This window comes from Aerococcus sp. 150760013-2 (assembly GCF_053627715.1).
This window is the reverse complement of the sequence record NZ_JBSEYI010000001.1, coordinates 158,851-175,488: the sequence shown is the minus strand read 5'-3', so window position 1 is coordinate 175,488 and position 16,638 is coordinate 158,851. Positions and strand designations below refer to the sequence as shown.

The 16,638-nt window shown below is 37.8% G+C and carries 14 protein-coding genes and 1 tRNA gene; 12 read left to right on the top strand and 3 right to left on the bottom strand.

Features of this window, described 5'->3' with window-relative positions; translation table 11 throughout:
* The first annotated feature begins 282 nt into the window (after window positions 1-282).
* Window positions 283-1,494, top strand: coding sequence for an ABC transporter substrate-binding protein (locus tag ACUW85_RS00810; RefSeq protein WP_111857109.1), 1,212 nt, complete (start codon window positions 283-285; stop codon window positions 1,492-1,494).
* A gap of 84 nt (window positions 1,495-1,578) precedes the next feature.
* Window positions 1,579-2,214 carry a CBS domain-containing protein gene (locus ACUW85_RS00805; protein ID WP_003141265.1) on the top strand — a complete coding sequence of 212 codons (636 nt, stop codon included), beginning with the start codon at window positions 1,579-1,581 and terminating at the stop codon, window positions 2,212-2,214.
* 178 nt (window positions 2,215-2,392) lie between these two features.
* On the opposite strand, the gene ACUW85_RS00800 is transcribed toward ACUW85_RS00805, so the two are convergent.
* Together ACUW85_RS00800 and ACUW85_RS00795 are read right to left on the bottom strand one after the other, a co-directional pair.
* Window positions 2,393-2,475: transfer RNA gene (locus tag ACUW85_RS00800), tRNA-Leu, on the bottom strand.
* Between the two features lie 32 nt (window positions 2,476-2,507).
* Window positions 2,508-3,482: a zinc ribbon domain-containing protein gene (locus ACUW85_RS00795; RefSeq protein WP_182022980.1), complete on the bottom strand. Its 975-nt coding sequence runs from the start codon at window positions 3,480-3,482 to the stop codon at window positions 2,508-2,510.
* A 148-nt stretch (window positions 3,483-3,630) separates the two neighbouring features.
* Here ACUW85_RS00795 and ACUW85_RS00790 point away from each other — a divergent pair, with 148 nt between their 5' ends.
* The 8 genes from ACUW85_RS00790 to ACUW85_RS00755 all read left to right on the top strand — a co-directional run bounded on the left by ACUW85_RS00790 (window position 3,631) and on the right by ACUW85_RS00755 (window position 13,623).
* Window positions 3,631-4,068, top strand: coding sequence for a DUF1801 domain-containing protein (locus ACUW85_RS00790; protein WP_149358480.1), 438 nt, complete (start codon window positions 3,631-3,633; stop codon window positions 4,066-4,068).
* A gap of 113 nt (window positions 4,069-4,181) precedes the next feature.
* Entirely contained in the window at window positions 4,182-4,556 is a 375-nt protein-coding gene (gene gloA, locus ACUW85_RS00785; protein ID WP_016897050.1) for a lactoylglutathione lyase, read from the top strand.
* 344 nt (window positions 4,557-4,900) lie between these two features.
* The gene (locus tag ACUW85_RS00780; RefSeq protein WP_182022981.1) at window positions 4,901-6,187 is read left to right on the top strand and encodes an alkaline phosphatase family protein; all 1,287 of its coding nucleotides are present in this window, start codon (window positions 4,901-4,903) and stop codon (window positions 6,185-6,187) included.
* 97 nt (window positions 6,188-6,284) lie between these two features.
* A complete protein-coding gene (gene glgB / locus ACUW85_RS00775; protein WP_378102305.1) occupies window positions 6,285-8,180 on the top strand; it encodes a 1,4-alpha-glucan branching protein GlgB in 1,896 nt (631 codons plus the stop codon).
* A gap of 68 nt (window positions 8,181-8,248) precedes the next feature.
* On the top strand, window positions 8,249-9,412 hold the full coding sequence (locus tag ACUW85_RS00770) for a glucose-1-phosphate adenylyltransferase (RefSeq protein WP_286163169.1): 1,164 nt from the start codon (window positions 8,249-8,251) through the stop codon (window positions 9,410-9,412).
* Between the two features lies 1 nt (window position 9,413).
* On the top strand, window positions 9,414-10,613 hold the full coding sequence (gene glgD / locus ACUW85_RS00765) for a glucose-1-phosphate adenylyltransferase subunit GlgD (protein WP_048727482.1): 1,200 nt from the start codon (window positions 9,414-9,416) through the stop codon (window positions 10,611-10,613).
* 34 nt (window positions 10,614-10,647) lie between these two features.
* Window positions 10,648-12,084: a glycogen synthase GlgA gene (glgA, locus tag ACUW85_RS00760; RefSeq protein ID WP_048727481.1), complete on the top strand. Its 1,437-nt coding sequence runs from the start codon at window positions 10,648-10,650 to the stop codon at window positions 12,082-12,084.
* Between the two features lie 183 nt (window positions 12,085-12,267).
* Window positions 12,268-13,623, top strand: a complete 1,356-nt coding sequence (locus ACUW85_RS00755) for an aspartate kinase (protein WP_048727479.1) — start codon at window positions 12,268-12,270, stop codon at window positions 13,621-13,623.
* 65 nt (window positions 13,624-13,688) lie between these two features.
* On the opposite strand, the gene ACUW85_RS00750 is transcribed toward ACUW85_RS00755, so the two are convergent.
* The gene (locus tag ACUW85_RS00750) at window positions 13,689-14,519 is read right to left on the bottom strand and encodes an undecaprenyl-diphosphate phosphatase (RefSeq protein ID WP_182022983.1); all 831 of its coding nucleotides are present in this window, start codon (window positions 14,517-14,519) and stop codon (window positions 13,689-13,691) included.
* 205 nt (window positions 14,520-14,724) lie between these two features.
* On the opposite strand from ACUW85_RS00750, the gene ACUW85_RS00745 reads away from it, so the two are divergent.
* Entirely contained in the window at window positions 14,725-15,249 is a 525-nt protein-coding gene (locus tag ACUW85_RS00745; protein WP_182022984.1) for a PTS sugar transporter subunit IIA, read from the top strand.
* 312 nt (window positions 15,250-15,561) lie between these two features.
* Complete coding sequence (locus ACUW85_RS00740; protein ID WP_149314580.1) at window positions 15,562-16,623, top strand: BMP family lipoprotein; 1,062 nt, start codon at window positions 15,562-15,564, stop codon at window positions 16,621-16,623.
* Window positions 16,624-16,638: the final 15 nt, after the last annotated feature.

Genomic DNA, 16,638 nt, shown 5'->3' with positions numbered 1-16,638 from the left:
ACTTAAAGAGAGGAAGGTAGAAACAATGATGACTGTACATTCAAATATGCAAGCGGAATTTGTTTCTGCTTTCCCACATCTAAATTTATTATTATCATTAGCTAACTGAGGATTCTACCATATATTGTAGAGTCCTATTTCTCGTGAGATACGGGCTCTTAGCTAAAACGCCGGCCCGTTTGAACGGGTCGGCGTTTTTTATTTGATTATGTTGTTGGATGTGGCTTTTGGGTTAGTTTTGGGTTGGAGACAATATTTACAAATAGATGGGAGAAATCTTTTATGAAAAATATGAAATTTACTAAAATGCTAACAACGATCTTTGCGGCTTCTATTATAGTAGCTGGTTGCTCGCAAGCAACTACTGCCACTTCTAATCATTCAAATTCGTCATCCTCCTCAGAGGTGTCAACTAGCAAGTTAGATACGGTAAATATTGGTGGCCTTTGGGAACTAACTGGTGCTACTGCGGCATATGGTGTGGTCCAAGATAATGCTGTCCAATTGGCCGTTGAACAACGGAATGAAGAGGGCGGGATTGATGGAAAAGAAGTGAGTTATCAATCATACGACAATCAAGGTACACCAGAAGAAGCTGCTACAGGTATGACTTATTTAATTGAGCAAGGCAATTCAGTCGTCCTTGGACCCGCTACAGCGGCCTTAACTTTTGCTACCCAACCAGTGGCTGAAAATGCGCAAGTGCCATTTGTATCCGCAACGACTACAGTAGATGATGCAACCATTAACTCAGAAACGGGTGAAGTATGGGAATACTTTTACCGGACAAGTTTTGAAATTTCTTTCCAAGGTGCTGCTATCGCTGAGTTTGCCAACCAAAATAGCTATGAAACTGCTGCTGTATTGAAAGACAACTCGACTGATTATGGTCAAAACTTAACAGATATCTTTGTTGAAAAATTTGACGGTGACGTAATCATTGATGAATCATATATTTCTGGTGATACAGACTTCAGCTCAGTCCTAACAAATGTTAAATCTCAAAGTCCTGATGTAATCTTTATTGCAGGTTACTACCAAGAAGCTGGTCCAATCATTAAACAAGCCAGAGAAATGGGTATCGATATTGCGATTGTTGGTCCTAATGGCTTGGGTAACCAAAATATTGTCGAACTAGCAGGTGCTGAAAATATGACCAATGTCTATTATGTAGCCCATTTCGTGTATACAGAAGATGCTGACCAAGATGTCCAAGACTTCTATAATGCTTATGTTGAAAAATTCGGTACTCAACCAGATATGTTCTCTGCAGTAGCATATGACGCTGCAAATATGGTGATGGACGCGATTGATGAAGCCGATTCTACAGACCCAACTGCCATCAAAGACGCTATTGGCGCAACGGAAGGATTTGAGGGTATCGCTTATGATATTACCTTTGATGAAAAACATAACGTATCTGCACCGGCTTATATTCAAGAAGTTGTTAACGGCGAACCAACCGAAAATGTTACAGTAATTGAGCCAGAATAGGGTCAAAAATCTGTACTTTACTCAAGTAAATGATAAAATATATGTAAGCACTTAAAAACTATTGATAAATAGGGAGGGTTCTTCATGAAAATTAAACAATATATGAGTAAAGATGTGATTACTATTTCACCGGAGACTTCTGTAACAGAAGCTGTGGCTAAAATGGAAAGTCACCAGATTCATAATCTGCCAGTTACAAAGAATGGTCAATTTGTTGGGTTAATTACACAAGACATTATTGATGCAAAATCTGCTTCAGATGCGACAAGTCTAAGTGTTTACGAATTGAACTACATTCTTTCTCAAGCTGATGTTGAAAAATTCATGGACAAGAAAGCAGCAACTGCCACTACTGAGTGGATGGTAGAAGAAGCGGCGGAATATATGCGTACGAATAACCTACGCGTGTTACCAATTGTTGATGAAAATAAAACAGTTCAAGGAATCATAACGTATAAAGATATCTTCAAAGCCTTAATTGACTTATCTGGTTATACACCAGGTGATAAAGGTAGCCGTATCGTCGTAAAAGTTGTCGAAGACAGAGTAGGGGTTCTTTCAGAAATTACCAAAGTCCTTGCTGACGCGAGTGTAAGTGTATCGCATATCTTTGTGAATGATGAAGATGGTATTGAAATTACAATTCAAGTTCATGCTGGCCAAGGTGATAATGCTAAAGCAGCTATTGAAACTGCTGGTTATGAAGTTGTCACACTATAATATTATATAGCGGAAAAGTGGTTTAGATTTCAACATCTGGACCGCTTTTTGTATTGCCTAAGTCAGTATTTACGACAAAATATCTGTTATTTAGTAGATTTTCTCATTCAAAAAAACCAGTCAAACCCTTATGAAATAAAAGATTTGACTGGTTTTTAAATGTGTTAAAAAGTACGTATGCGGCTAACAAGATTTGAACTTGCACGAGAATACTCTCACTGCCCCCTCAAGGCAGCGCGTCTGCCGTTCCGCCATAGCCGCGAATCTAGACTTCTGATGAAGTCTAGTGAAAATTAATAGATTAAACCAACTAAGAAAATGACTGCTAAGAAGAATAGTAATAAAACACCCAAAATACTATAGAAGGCTTTTGATTTGTTGACATTACCTGATTGCAAGAAATGTATCGTCAAGGTAATGATCAGTAAGGTAATCTGCATTAAAGTCAATAATAGCACAATAATCATAAAAATCAATGGCGCTAGTAATGAGCTTAAGAAGCAAACGATAGCGACAATTACTGAGATACTATTCATACCGAAGAAATGAGTCAGCCATACATTGTTACTCATTTTTTGGGATTCATTATGCCGATTGAATAGGTGAATAATTGCCGGTAACAACCATAGGCTAATAATGAGAAAGACGAATGTTTTCAAACCAAAGCGCCAAGCAACAAATTCAAAATTCAAGTTTGGTAAGACAGATAAATCAGCAAACCATTCGTAATGAGAAACGAGGTAATTTGCAAGGGAAGTAATAGATACAGTATTTAAGATTGCAAGTAGCAATAAGCTTGTGATACCGTGGTTTGGATTCTTATTTAATTCGTTAGTGGTAGGTGATTGTATCGGTTTTTTGATATAAGACAAAAGATAAGCTATGTAAGAAGTGAGACGGTTGCCATCTTGTTTGTTTTGACGGCGACTAGGGCCACCATTATCAGTAGCTTTTGTCTTTTTATTGTTTTTGCCAAAAGAAAATAATGGTTTCTTAGCTTTCTTCTCGTCTTTATTATCATCTTTGCTATCATAAGAGTCGGTATTGCCACCCGCATAAGCTGCGTTTTGAATTGGAGAGGTTTGGTGCTCTTTATAAGCCTCAAAGTGGTCGTCTTTATCATATATTGTATCCGCATATGAAGCTGCGGGGATTTCAATCGTATCATGAAAGTTGTCATCCGAGTCACGATGGGTAAAAATATAGTCACAATTTGGACAAATTTTTGTATCTGTTGGAATTGTCGACTGACAGTTTGGACATATCATAGTTATCGTTGCTCCTCATCTTTTCATCACAATTTCCCTTCAATATTTACGGGTTTAAAAGTGTGATTTACTTCAATCCATGATAGCATAGTTTTATAGAGGACAGTACAATTACCAAGAATTTTAGTATTTTTTTAAGGAGTAAAATATGACCTATCAACAAAAAACTTTACCAACAAAAGTTGATCCCAAAGAACATATAGAAGCATTAGATGTGTCGAAAACAAAAGAAGAAGATGGGTTAAAGCTATTAAAGATTTTCACCGAAGAAACAGGGGAAAAACCGGTTATGTGGGGGCCATCGATCATAGGCTATGGTATTTACGAATATACGACCACTTCTGGCATCGAAGGCGTTTGGCCAATGACTGGATTTTCGATCCAAAAAGCACGATTTTCTCTGTACCTAAAATTTGATAAGGAAATTTCGCAACAATTTTTAGATAGAATTGGTAAGTATAAGGCGGGTGTTTCTTGTGTTTATGTCAATAAATTAGCTGATATTGATGAAGGGGTACTGAGAGAGTTTATTCGCGAAGGATATCAATATATGCAAAGTCACTTCAAGACAATCGATAGAATATAAAAGTATTTGCATTTTTTTATCTTAAATAGGAGATATCGTTTAACCTTTTAAACTTTCTTTGATAAAATATAACTATACATTAAAAAATTGAAATCGAAATGGAGATGGGATCAATGAAAATGGCACATACTTGTTATCGTGTGAAAGATTTAGAAGCTTCAAAAGCATTCTATAAAGAAGCATTTGGTTTTGAAATTGCAGAAGAAAAAGATTTTCCAGAACACGAATTTACATTGACTTATTTATCTTTACCAGGTGATGATTATGAGTTAGAGTTGACTTATAACTACGGTTCAGAGGCTTATGACTTAGGAAATGGCTATGGTCATGTTGCGATTGCTGTAGAAGATTTAGAAGCGCTTCATGCATCGCAAAGCGAGAAAGGTTTGGATGTTACTGACCTTAAACAATTACCAGGGGATACCAAACCAAGATACTTCTTTGTGACTGATCCAGATGGCTACAAAATTGAAGTGATTCGGTTATAATAACTAAATTCAAGGTCTTTAACGATTAAAGCTTTATCCGACAAAAAAGGATTGTTTTCTAAGTGATTTCATGATAGAATGTCAATATGCGATGAGGCGACACGCACAGCATATTGTAAGTCTGTGCATGTAGTTAAAGAAAGTACACGATGAAAATCACCACGGGAAGTGGGTACTTGGTCAAAAGCTGGTGTGAACAGCTTAGACCCTAGTCTTGGAAAGCGAGGACATTTTTTGTTCTCGCTTTTTTTATTTATCTAAAAATGAAAGCTTTTTCATTTCGCTAAAATTAATTTTTAAGTTATAATAAAGGGTGCAGCAATAATATCAGGGGGATTTAATTAATGCCGAGTAAGAAGTTAGTCATAGTAAGTTTAGATGCTTTTGGAACGGAGGATTTAGCATATGCCTTAACGTTGCCAAACTTCAAAAAGTACCGTCAAGAAGCAGCGTTAGTAGAGGCAGTTGAATCAATTTACCCATCCCTAACCTATATGTGTCATACCTCAATTGTGACTGGTCAATACCCCAAGGATCACGGCATTATAAACAACACACTCTTACAGCCAAACCGAATTTCTCCTGATTGGCACTGGTACACAAAATATATTAAAACACCAACCTTATTCGATATCGCGAGTGAAAATGGTTTGAGTGTTTCAACAATCCTTTGGCCTGTTACCGGTAAAAGTAAATCAATTGATTATAATATTGCAGAAATTTTCGCAAACCGGAAATGGCACTCTCAAGTTGCGGTATCCCTATTAGCATCATCAGTTAAATACCTCATTGAAAAGAATCATAAATTTGGTCATTTACGGTCAGGGATTAAACAACCAGAATTAGACGACTTTGTAACTGCAGTAGCAGTCGATACTATTGAAAATGAACAACCAGATGTGATGGCAATCCACCTTGTTGACCTTGATTCTACACGACATGGTTTTGGCGTGAAATCACCTGAAGCTAAGGCGGCCATTGAGCGAATGGACGCACATTTAGGCCAATTATTTCATGCGATTGAAACAACGCCTGCCTATAAAGAAGCCCATATCGTCTTATTAGGTGATCACTATCAAATTGATACCCAAGTCGTTATAAGACCGAATCATCTATTTAAAGAAGCTGGATTAATTCAAACAAAAGCACAAAATGAAATTCAAGATTATAAAGTCTATGCAAAAGCGGCGGACGGGTCTTGCTATATCTATGTGAAAGATCATGATGTATTCACAATGGTACAACTTAAAGAAATACTAGCACCTTTAAAACCATACATCGAAACCTTTTATAATCGCGATGAGGCGGTCGCTTTAGGTGCAGACCCTGAATGTTTTGCCTTAATCGAAGCAAGCGAAGGTTATTACTTTGAAAGTGATATTGAACGACCAATAATGGAAGATACCAATAAACATATTCCAGGCGTCAAGCTATTAAAAGCGAGTCACGGCTATAGTCCCAAAAAAGAAAAGTATACGACAATGTTTATGGCAAAAGGCCCTAAGATTAGAGCTGGTGAAACTTTAGCCAGTGGGCGTTTGGTAGATGAAGGCCCAACAATGCTAGCCATGTTAGATTTAGCATTTAAAACGCCAGTAGAAGGAAAAGTTTTAGGTCAAATTTTTAGATAGCAAATAATATTATTTGTTATTAAGTAAGGAGGAAGTTATTTTGTCTAAAGGAAAAGAAGCAAACTCATCAATCCAGGATAGAAGCTTGGTCGATGAAATGTATTATTTTAATATTGGCAATCATTTTGAAGCGTTTAAATTTCTGGGAGCTAAGAAACAAGTTAATAATGACCAAGATGGCTACCAGTTTACTGTATGGGCACCGAACGCCAAGTGTGTTTACTTGGAAGGAGATTTTTCCGATTGGGCAGAACTGCGAATGGATAAGGTTGCTGATACCGGTGCATGGACTATTTTTATGCAAGATGCAAAAGAATGGGACCTTTATAAATTTGTCATTGAAGATCATGATGGCGTTAAACGAGAAAAGCAAGATCCCTTTGCCTTTGCTGGTGAAGTGCCACCAAAGAACGCCTCTGTGATACAAGACATCCCAACTTACGAGTGGCACGATCAAGAATGGATCAAAGAAAGACAGCAATCCAATATGTTTGCTAGTCCGATAAATATTTATGAAGTGCATATGTCATCTTGGAATAGACACGAAGATGGTTCGGCCTATACTTTTGCTGACCTACAAGCAGAATTGATTCCTTACGTTAAAAAAATGGGCTATACCCATATTGAATTTATGCCTTTAATGGAGCACCCATTAGAAGCCTCTTGGGGTTATCAAATTTCGGGTTATTTCTCTATTGCTGGTCGTTTTGGTCATGATTTTGGGCCATTAATGTCCTTCGTAGATGCCTGTCACCAGGCAGGGATTGGGGTCATCGTTGACTGGGTACCAGGTCACTTTGTGGTAAATGATGATGCTTTAGCTAACTATGATGGCACAGCAACTTTTGAATACCAAGATCCTAAACGTGCTGAAAACGTACGTTGGGGGACTAAAAACTTCGATTTAGGGCGTAGGCAGGTCCAGTCATTCTTAATTTCCAGTGCTGTATTTTGGCTCGAAACTTTCCATTTTGATGGTATCCGAGTTGATGCAGTTTCAAATATGTTGTATTTGGATTATGACATTGGACCATGGGTGCCGAATAAATACGGACATAACGTTAATCTGGAAGGGCTTGAATTTTTACGGAAACTCAATACAGAAATTCTTTTCAGAGACCCATCTTACTTAATGATTGCTGAAGAATCTACCGCTTGGAGCGGGGTAACGAAACCGACTAGCCAAGGTGGTCTAGGATTTAACTTTAAATGGAATATGGGATGGATGAATGACACCTTGAAATTCTTCGGGATTGATGCCTTAGGTAGAAGCTCTAACTACAAGTTAATTAATTTTACTTTCATGTACATGCATGATGAGAATTTTGTTTTACCTTTCTCTCACGATGAAGTTGTACACGGTAAGCAGTCTTTACTAGGCAAGATGCCGAATCATAACCGCTATGAGATGTTTGCAAACTTGCGTGTCCTTGAAGGTTACCGACTGCTATATCCTGGTAAAAAATTATCCTTCATGGGTAATGAAATTGGTCAATTCTTGGAATGGCGTTTCTATGAAGGGTTGGAATGGTCATCTCTAGATCGTGAGTATAACACTGAATTCCAATCTTACGTTGCTGAATTGAACCAGCTTTATAAAGAGACGCCTGCACTTCACGAGCAAGATAACCAAAAAGCTGGTATTACTATTATCGAAGCTGATGATGATCAAGAAACCACCTTATCATTTATACGCCATGGTAAAGCAGCGGATGCCTTGTTGGTATGTGCCTTCAATTTTGCACCTGTTGAACGTAGTCACTATCGAATCGGTGTACCGTATGCAGGTACTTATCAAGTGGTCTTAAATAGCGAGATGAAGACATTTGGTGGTAATTGGGTGAGTCAAACCACAAACTTTGAAACATTGGCGGTCCCACATAAAGGCCAACCATATTCACTTGAAATCAATCTACCATCTCTAGCAGCAATAGCCTTTGAACCAGTAAATATCAAACTAACGCCTGAAACAACAAGAAATAAAAACCATTAAAGGGGTTGGTTTGTTACTACAGTTTTCGTTGAAATGTCATGCTCCCATCATATTTGGGTGGGTGCCTTATGAAAAAAGGGGGAAGGGAGTTTATCTCCGCTACTATGTTAAATAATGAAATGATTGCTATGATTCTTGCCGGTGGTAAAGGTACTCGTTTAGGAAAGTTAACAAAAAGTATTGCTAAGCCAGCTGTTCCTTTTGGTGGTAAATATCGAATTATTGATTTTACCTTGAGTAACTGTATGAACTCTGGGATTACAACTGTTGGTGTCGTGACACAATATGAACCGATGATTTTGAATGACCATATTGGGAATGGTGATTCTTGGGACTTAGATACACGCGATGGTGGTGCCTTCGTATTACAACCTTATTCTTCTAGTGATGGAGAAAAATGGTTTAATGGTACGGCAAATGCCATTTATCAAAATGTGTCTTTTATTGATAGTAAAAATCCTGAATATGTATTAATTCTTTCAGGAGACCATATTTATAAAATGGACTATGCACCGATGTTATCAGCGCATAAGGCAAATGGCGCCGATTGTACTGTTGCCGTTAAACCAGTACCTATGAATGAGGCTTCTCGTTTTGGTATCATGAACACCGATGACGAAGGAAAAATCGTTGAGTTTGAAGAAAAACCAGAAAATCCAAAGAGTAATTTAGCTTCAATGGGAATTTACATTTTTACATGGGACAAATTACGTGAATACTTAACGCAAGACCCTGAAGGCATGGAAGACTTTGGTCAAAATGTTATTCCTGCTTATTTAAATAATGATGAGAAACTGTTTGCTTATTCATTCGATGGTTACTGGAAAGACGTAGGTACAATCGACTCATTATGGGAAGCAAATATGGAAGTGCTTGATCAAGAACATCCATTACAAATCCGCGACAAGGCTTGGCCAATTTTCTCAAGAAATACGATAACCACACCACAATTCTTATCGACAGAATCTGTAGTTGAAAATGCCATGATTTGTGATGGTTGTATTATACGTGGCAGTATTAAAAACTCAATCCTTTCTCCAAATGTATTAGTTGGGAAAGATTCGATAATTGCTAACTCAATCATTATGAAGGGATCGAGTATTGGTAAAAATGTCAAAATTGAATACGCGATTTTAGGTGAGGATGCCGTTGTTTCTGATGGGTCTGAAGTCATTGGTACCCCTGATAATATCGCCGTTATTGGTTATGAAGAAGTAGTTGGAGGTAATTAATATGGTTAAAAATAGAGTTACAGCTATCTTAAATTTGAATGAATCGACAACTGATTTAATGCCTTTAACAGACAATAGACCAATTGCCAACTTACCATTCGCTTGTCGTTACCGTATCCTAGACTTCTATTTATCAAGTTTATCGCACGCAGGTGTGCGTTCTGCCGCTTTATTTATGGCTGAAACTGGTCGTTCTGTATATGACCATATCCGTTCAGGTAAGGCCTGGAACTTTGATAATTACACTGGTGGGATTTTTACCTTCTCACAAATGAACCATAAACGTGCTTTATATGAAGCAGCGAGTCGTAAAGGCCCCTTCTATGATGACCATCACTTATTTATTGAACGGTCAAATGCAGAGTATGTATTTGTTTCAGGTGCCAAAATAGTAGCCAATGTCCATCTAGATGAAGTGATTGAAAAATTTGATGGTTGCGATGCTGATATCGTTCGTGTTTACGCTGAAGTACCGCGTGAACTTATTGAATACCATCCAAACGAATACATCATTCATTTAGATGATGACCAAAATGTTGAGAGCCTTTCTAAAGAAGGGATTACACCGATTTCTCAAGCAACTATTAATTATGATATGAACATGGCACTGGTTCGAACAGACAAGTTGCTTGAAATGATTGACCGCGCCGAAGAAAATAACTATTACAAAGAGTTAGATGACGTTATCATTGAATACATGGACGACTATAAAACAGTTGGTTATCTTTATGAAGGATACGTCGGTAACGTAGATTCTGTAAAATCTTACTATGATGTCAGCATGCAAATGCTAAACGGTGAATACTTTACCCAACTATTCCAAGATGATCAACCTATCATAACAAAAGCACATAATGGTTCGCCAACTTATTATGGTAGCCATGCAGATGTCATTAATGCACAAATCGGTACAGGTTGCCAAATTTATGGTGAAGTGGAACATTCTCATATCTTCCGTAACGTGGAAGTGGAGCCAAATGCTAAGGTAGAAGATTCTATCATTTTCCAAAGTGCGAAGATTGGTAAGGGTGCAAGCGTAAAATATGCTATTTTAGACAAAAAAGTTGAGGTAGCACCAGGTGCAGTGATCACTGGAACACCGGAGGAACCTGTTGTGATTCCAAAAGGGACCTATGTCGCTGCATCAGACGAGACATTCCAACACCCAGCTTATAAGTTTAAAAAGGTCAAAGGATTTTAAGTAGTAGATAAAGAGACGAGAGAAGGGTGATTATATGAAAGTTTTATTTGTCGCCGCTGAGGGTGCGCCGTTCTTCAAAACGGGTGGACTTGGTGATGTTGCCTATGCCTTGCCAAAGGAATTGCGCAAACAAGGTGTTGACATCAGAGTAGTATTGCCGTATTACACGCAAATGCCTGAAAGATTCAAGGAGCAACTGATTGAAATCACCCATTTTAGAGTTGAATTAGGTTATAAATCAGCCTATGTAGGGGTAAAGACGCTAACACTTGGTGGCGTTCAGTATTACTTTATTGATAATTTAGCGTATTTTGACCGAGACCAATTGTACGGCCAAAATGACGATGGAGAACGGTTTGGATTTTTTGATATCGCAGTGATTGAAATGATGGAAAAAGTGGATTTTATACCAGACATCATTCATGTAAATGACTGGCAAACAGCCATGATTCCTGCCTTATTAGTGGATCGATACCATTGGGTAGATAGCTACCGAAATATCCGCAAAGTACTAACTATCCATAACATTCGTTTCCAAGGTTGGCAAAATGAATCTGTCTTAAAAGATATTTTTAACACCACCTATGCTTTATACCATGAAAATGGGGTTAAAAAGGAAGGCCAAGTAAACTATCTTAAGGGCGGTATTAATTTCTCTGACAAGGTAACAACGGTTAGTCCGAATTATGCCCGCGAAATTCAAACACCTGAATTTGGTGAAAAACTAGACGGTGAATTACGTTATAATGCTTGGAAGTTATCAGGCATCATTAATGGGATAGATTATGAACAAAACAATCCAGAGACGGATCCTAATTTAGTTGAAAATTATGATGCAGCAACAGTTCAAACTGGTAAAGCAGCCAATAAACGAGCCTTACAGGAACGAGTTGGCCTAAGTGTAGACCCGGATGTTGCTTTACTTGGGGTAGTTACCAGATTGACTGATCAAAAGGGTATGCAGTTGTTACAAGAAAAAGCTGAATATCTACTCACGAATTTCAATATTCAAATTGTTGTGTTGGGTACCGGTGATGAAGCGTTTGAGAACTCATTCCGTTATTTTGAATGGAAGTATCCTGGGGAATTCTGCGCGTATATCGATTTTGATGTCGAATTAGCCCAGCAAATTTATGCAGGTTCTGATATGTTCTTGATGCCTAGTGCATTTGAACCGTGTGGCTTATCACAAATGATTGCCATGCGTTACGGTACTATACCAATTGTCCATGAAACAGGTGGCTTATCAGATACCGTTCAATCATACAATCAATATACTGGTGAAGGTAACGGCTTCTCATTTAACATCTTTACTGGGGATGTTTTCGCCCATATTATCCAATATGCCTTGGATATTTACGAAAACCAACCGGATGTATGGTTCCAATTGATTCACCAAGCCATGGCGACAGACTTTAGCTGGACTGAACCGGCTAAGGAGTATATCCGTTTATATGAAGACTTGTTATAATTTCGGAAAATGATTTAAGCTTGCTAGCCAATTATTTTGGTAAATTGAATATCTTCTTTACATAAGACGATTACTGAGGTTGAGACACATAGGTTTCAACCTCTTTTCCTATTGTATAGAGCCTCATTTTTATGATAAGATAGCTCATAATACATTAAAATTGGATTGGAATGAAATGAAAAGATGAAAGTAGTAAAATTTGGAGGTTCATCAGTTGCATCAGCTGAGCAACTGGTGAAAGTGAAAGATATTGTAATTGGTGACGCTGACCGTAAAGTGGTGATTGTTTCCGCGCCTGGTAAACGGGATAAGGATGATATCAAGGTGACCGATTTGTTAATCGACTTGGCTGCTGAAACCTTACACGATAGTGATAATGCATCAGCTACTTTTAATAAAATCGTAGAACGCTTTAGAGATACAGCTGAAGGGTTAGAAATGGATCTAGCCATTATTGATGACATTTCCAACCAATTAAATGAATTAATTAGTTCGGATATCACAGACCAGCCAGCTTATTTTGTGGATGCGATTAAAGCCTTTGGTGAAGACGCAAATGCGCAATTAATCGCCGCTTATTTCTCTGGATTAGGTTATGAGGCCTCTTACTTAAATCCTCAAGATGCAGGCTTGTTCTTATCAGATAATCCTGGTCAAGCGCGGGTCTTACCAGAGTCTTACCAAAATTTATATAAATTACGCGAACGTGATGGTATCATCGTCATCCCTGGTTTCTTCGGTTACACGAAAGATGGGAAATTAGTGACATTCTCTCGCGGGGGGTCTGATATTACTGGTGCGATTGTGGCAAACGGGGTCAAAGCTTCAATGTATGAAAACTTTACCGACGTTTCGTCTATTTATGCCGCAAATCCTGGAGTAGTCCATAATCCTGTCGCGATTGAGCAGCTGACATATTCAGAAATGCGTGAATTATCTTACGCTGGATTCTCCGTTTTCCATGATGAAGCGCTGCAACCAGCATTCATCGCTGATATTCCTGTAGCGGTAAAAAATACTAATGAACCACAAGCACCGGGTACATTTATTACCCGAACACGCCCAAAAAATAACCTAGCGATTTCAGGTATTGCATCAACAAGCGGATTTGCCTCTGTGTACATTAAAAAATATATGATGAATAGGGAGGTTGGCTTCGTTCGTCGCGTCTTATCTGTCCTTGAAAAATATGGCGTTTCATTCGAACATATCGTATCTGGTATCGATGACATCGATGTTATTTTTAAAGAAGATGCCTTATCGAAAAAAGAATTTGATGAAATGGTTGCTGAAATCAAAGCTGAAACAGCTGCGGATTCTATTGAAAAACGCGACAACCTAAGCTTAGTGATGTTAGTAGGGGAAGGTATGATTGAAAATATCGGGAATACTGCCCGTGCAACAAAGGCCTTGTCAGAAGCTGGGATCAACTTGGAGATGATCAACCAAGGTTCATCTGAGATTTCTATTATGTTTGGCATTATTGAAGAAAGGGAAGATGACGCTGTTCGCGCCATCTACAATGAATTTTTCAACTAAAATTCAATACGTACGAAAAAGGAGTGGCCAGGCCACTCCTTTTCATTTGAATAAAAATCCGAATATTATGAATTAAATAGTAAGAAGTACAAGATAACCACAATACCAAGGACTATACGGTACCAACCGAATACCTTGAAGTCATTAGTTTTAATGTATTTCAAGAACAGTTTAATAGTTAAGACTGAAATGACAAATGCTACAACCATACCAACTAGTAATAGCCAGATTTCTGTACCTGTGAATACGAAACCATCTAAGAAAGCTTTGACCAATTTTAGTGCTGAAGCACCGAACATAATTGGAATACTCATAAAGAATGAGAAGTTGGCTGCTAATGGTCTGGACGTACCAACGATTGTTGCTCCCAAGATGGTTGAACCTGAACGAGATGTACCAGGAACTAGTGCCAATACTTGGAACAAACCAATTTTGAAGGCGTCCATATATGTCATTTCTGCCATAGAGTTGATTTTTACTTGTCTGTTTTTGTTACGATTTTCAATCCAGATAAACCAAATACCGTAGACAATTAACGTAACTGAAACAACAAACCAATTCATTAAGTTTGCTTCCATCCAGGAGTCTAATAGTAGGCCGGCAATAGCAGCTGGAAGACACCCAACGATTACTTTAAACCAAGTCATCCAAGTTTCCTCTTTTTCTGCTTTGGATTTGCTTGGTGCGAATGGATTTAATTGGTTGAAGTTAATCCATACAACGGCTAAAATTGCGCCTAGCTGGATAACAACCAAGAAGATATCCCAAAATTCTCGGCGTGCATTTAATGTAATGAATTCTTCAAGAAGAATCATGTGTCCAGTTGATGAAATCGGTAACCATTCGGTAATCCCCTCAACGATACCAAATAAAATGACCTTTAATGTATCTAACATTTATCAATTTCCCTTCATTCAAAATAAAATAATTTCTCATTTCATTATAAATGAAAACAAGAAAGAAAACAAAGAACCATCATAACTTTAAAAAGTCTTTATATTTGAAATCTGTGAAATCGCTTCTGGGATAGATTGTCATTATTTTTACGAATGTGATATGATTAAAGTAGTCAATAAAATGAATACTTAAGGAGCGAGCGATATGTTTGATTTTTTTAAAAAAGATAAGAAGAAGGAAACTACAAAACAACCGAGTAGTTCTCAAGTAGCAGAAACTTTATTTGCTCCTGCAACGGGCGAATTTAAATCTATCGATCAAGTAGATGATCCTGTATTTTCGCAAAAAATGATGGGTGACGGTTATGCTGTAGAACCTGAAATAGGTGACGTTTATGCACCAGTTGCAGGTACTGTAATGAGTATTTTTCCAACTAAACATGCTATCTATATTAAAACAGATGATGATGTAGAAGTTTTAGTTCATATGGGTATTGATACTGTTGAATTAGATGGTGCACCATTTAATGTCACGGTAGCTGAGGGAGACCAAGTTAGTGCCGGTACCCAAGTCGCCACAGTTGATTTAGACCAATTAGCATCTGCAGGTAAAGGAAAATCAATCGTTGTCGTATTCACTAATTTAGAAGACTTTTCTAACTTACAATTAACTGGATCTGGCCAAGTTAAACATAGTGCAGAAGTAGGTTCGGTAACAGCAAACAGCTAGTTTAAATACGAATATTTATTCAAATCAAGGTCGGGGCCTATATGCCTCGGCTTTTTTTGTTATCTGAAAAATAGCGAAAGTATTGTGATAGCAATGTTTTCACAAGTCACTCCAAGATTATTAGAAAAACGTTCGTTTTTGAAACGATTACAACGATACGTTAAAATTGCAAAGTGAGAAAAATGATTAAAAATACGAACTATTTTTATAAAATAACTTTACTTTTTCTGATTTATAACGTAATATAATTCTTGTAAGAAACGAACATTAAAAACTTTTAAAAATATAACATTCGTTTATTGGAGGAGAAACATGTCTACAAAATTCAAAAATATCGTTTTATTAGCTGGTTCTGTTTTTGCTTTAGCAGCATGTCAAGGGCAAAATGCTGGAACTGATACATCTAGTGAATCAGATTCTCAAGCAACATCTGAAGCTACTGGTGATTACGCTATTGGTATGATCACAGATGAAGGTGGGGTTGATGACCGTTCATTTAACCAATCAGCTTGGGAAGGTATGCAAGCTTGGTCAGAAGAAACTGGCAATAAAGTACAATATTACGAATCAACAGATTCATCTGATTTCGTACCAAACTTCAATACTGCGATTGCAGATGGTTATGACATCATCTTCGGTATGGGCTTCATGTTAGAAGATACTTTTAATGAAGTAGCACCTGCTAATCCAGACCAACAATTTGCCTTTATTGATGGACAAGTAGACCAACCAAACGTTGTATCAATGACTTTTAAAGACCAAGAATCTGCCTTCCTAGCAGGTATCGCAGCAGCAACAACGTCTGAAACTGGAAAAGTCGGCTTTGTAGGTGGAATGAAAACACCGGGTATTGACCGTTTTGAAACTGGTTTTAAAGCTGGTGTTGCTTCTGTAGACGAATCAATTGAAGTAGATGCACAGTATGTTGAATCATTCGGTGATGCTGCAACAGGTCAACAAATTGCCAATGCAATGTATACAAGTGGCGCAGATGTCATCTATACTGCTGCTGGTGGTTCAGGTAATGGTGTTTTCACTGAGGCACGTAACCGTCTTGAAGCAGATAGCGAAGCAAATATCTGGGTAATCGGTGTTGACCGTGACCAAACTGAAGAAGGTGAATGGTCAGGTGGTAACTTTACCTTAACTTCTACAATCAAAGATACTGGTTCTGCTATCGTTGCCATTACTGAGCAAACAATGGATACTGAATTCCCAGGTGGCGAGTTGGTAGAATATGGTTTAGCAGATCAAACAGTTGATATCACAAGAGGTAACCTTGATGATGAAACTTGGGCAACAATTGAAGAAGCGAAACAATCAATCATTGATGGTGAAATTGACGTTCCAGAATTCTCTTATTCAGCAGAGTAAGCGGGTATAGAAAAG

What these genes read in the sequence shown, in the direction of transcription:
- ACUW85_RS00810 (WP_111857109.1), top strand. Translation starts at nt 283, where the DNA reads ATGAAAAATATGAAATTTACTAAAATGCTAACAACGATCTTTGCGGCT.
- ACUW85_RS00805 (WP_003141265.1), top strand. Translation starts at nt 1,579, where the DNA reads ATGAAAATTAAACAATATATGAGTAAAGATGTGATTACTATTTCACCG.
- ACUW85_RS00795 (WP_182022980.1), bottom strand. Translation starts at nt 3,482, where the DNA reads ATGATATGTCCAAACTGTCAGTCGACAATTCCAACAGATACAAAAATT.
- ACUW85_RS00790 (WP_149358480.1), top strand. Translation starts at nt 3,631, where the DNA reads ATGACCTATCAACAAAAAACTTTACCAACAAAAGTTGATCCCAAAGAA.
- gloA (WP_016897050.1), top strand. Translation starts at nt 4,182, where the DNA reads ATGAAAATGGCACATACTTGTTATCGTGTGAAAGATTTAGAAGCTTCA.
- ACUW85_RS00780 (WP_182022981.1), top strand. Translation starts at nt 4,901, where the DNA reads ATGCCGAGTAAGAAGTTAGTCATAGTAAGTTTAGATGCTTTTGGAACG.
- glgB (WP_378102305.1), top strand. Translation starts at nt 6,285, where the DNA reads ATGTATTATTTTAATATTGGCAATCATTTTGAAGCGTTTAAATTTCTG.
- ACUW85_RS00770 (WP_286163169.1), top strand. Translation starts at nt 8,249, where the DNA reads ATGAAAAAAGGGGGAAGGGAGTTTATCTCCGCTACTATGTTAAATAAT.
- glgD (WP_048727482.1), top strand. Translation starts at nt 9,414, where the DNA reads ATGGTTAAAAATAGAGTTACAGCTATCTTAAATTTGAATGAATCGACA.
- glgA (WP_048727481.1), top strand. Translation starts at nt 10,648, where the DNA reads ATGAAAGTTTTATTTGTCGCCGCTGAGGGTGCGCCGTTCTTCAAAACG.
- ACUW85_RS00755 (WP_048727479.1), top strand. Translation starts at nt 12,268, where the DNA reads ATGAAAGTAGTAAAATTTGGAGGTTCATCAGTTGCATCAGCTGAGCAA.
- ACUW85_RS00750 (WP_182022983.1), bottom strand. Translation starts at nt 14,519, where the DNA reads ATGTTAGATACATTAAAGGTCATTTTATTTGGTATCGTTGAGGGGATT.
- ACUW85_RS00745 (WP_182022984.1), top strand. Translation starts at nt 14,725, where the DNA reads ATGTTTGATTTTTTTAAAAAAGATAAGAAGAAGGAAACTACAAAACAA.
- ACUW85_RS00740 (WP_149314580.1), top strand. Translation starts at nt 15,562, where the DNA reads ATGTCTACAAAATTCAAAAATATCGTTTTATTAGCTGGTTCTGTTTTT.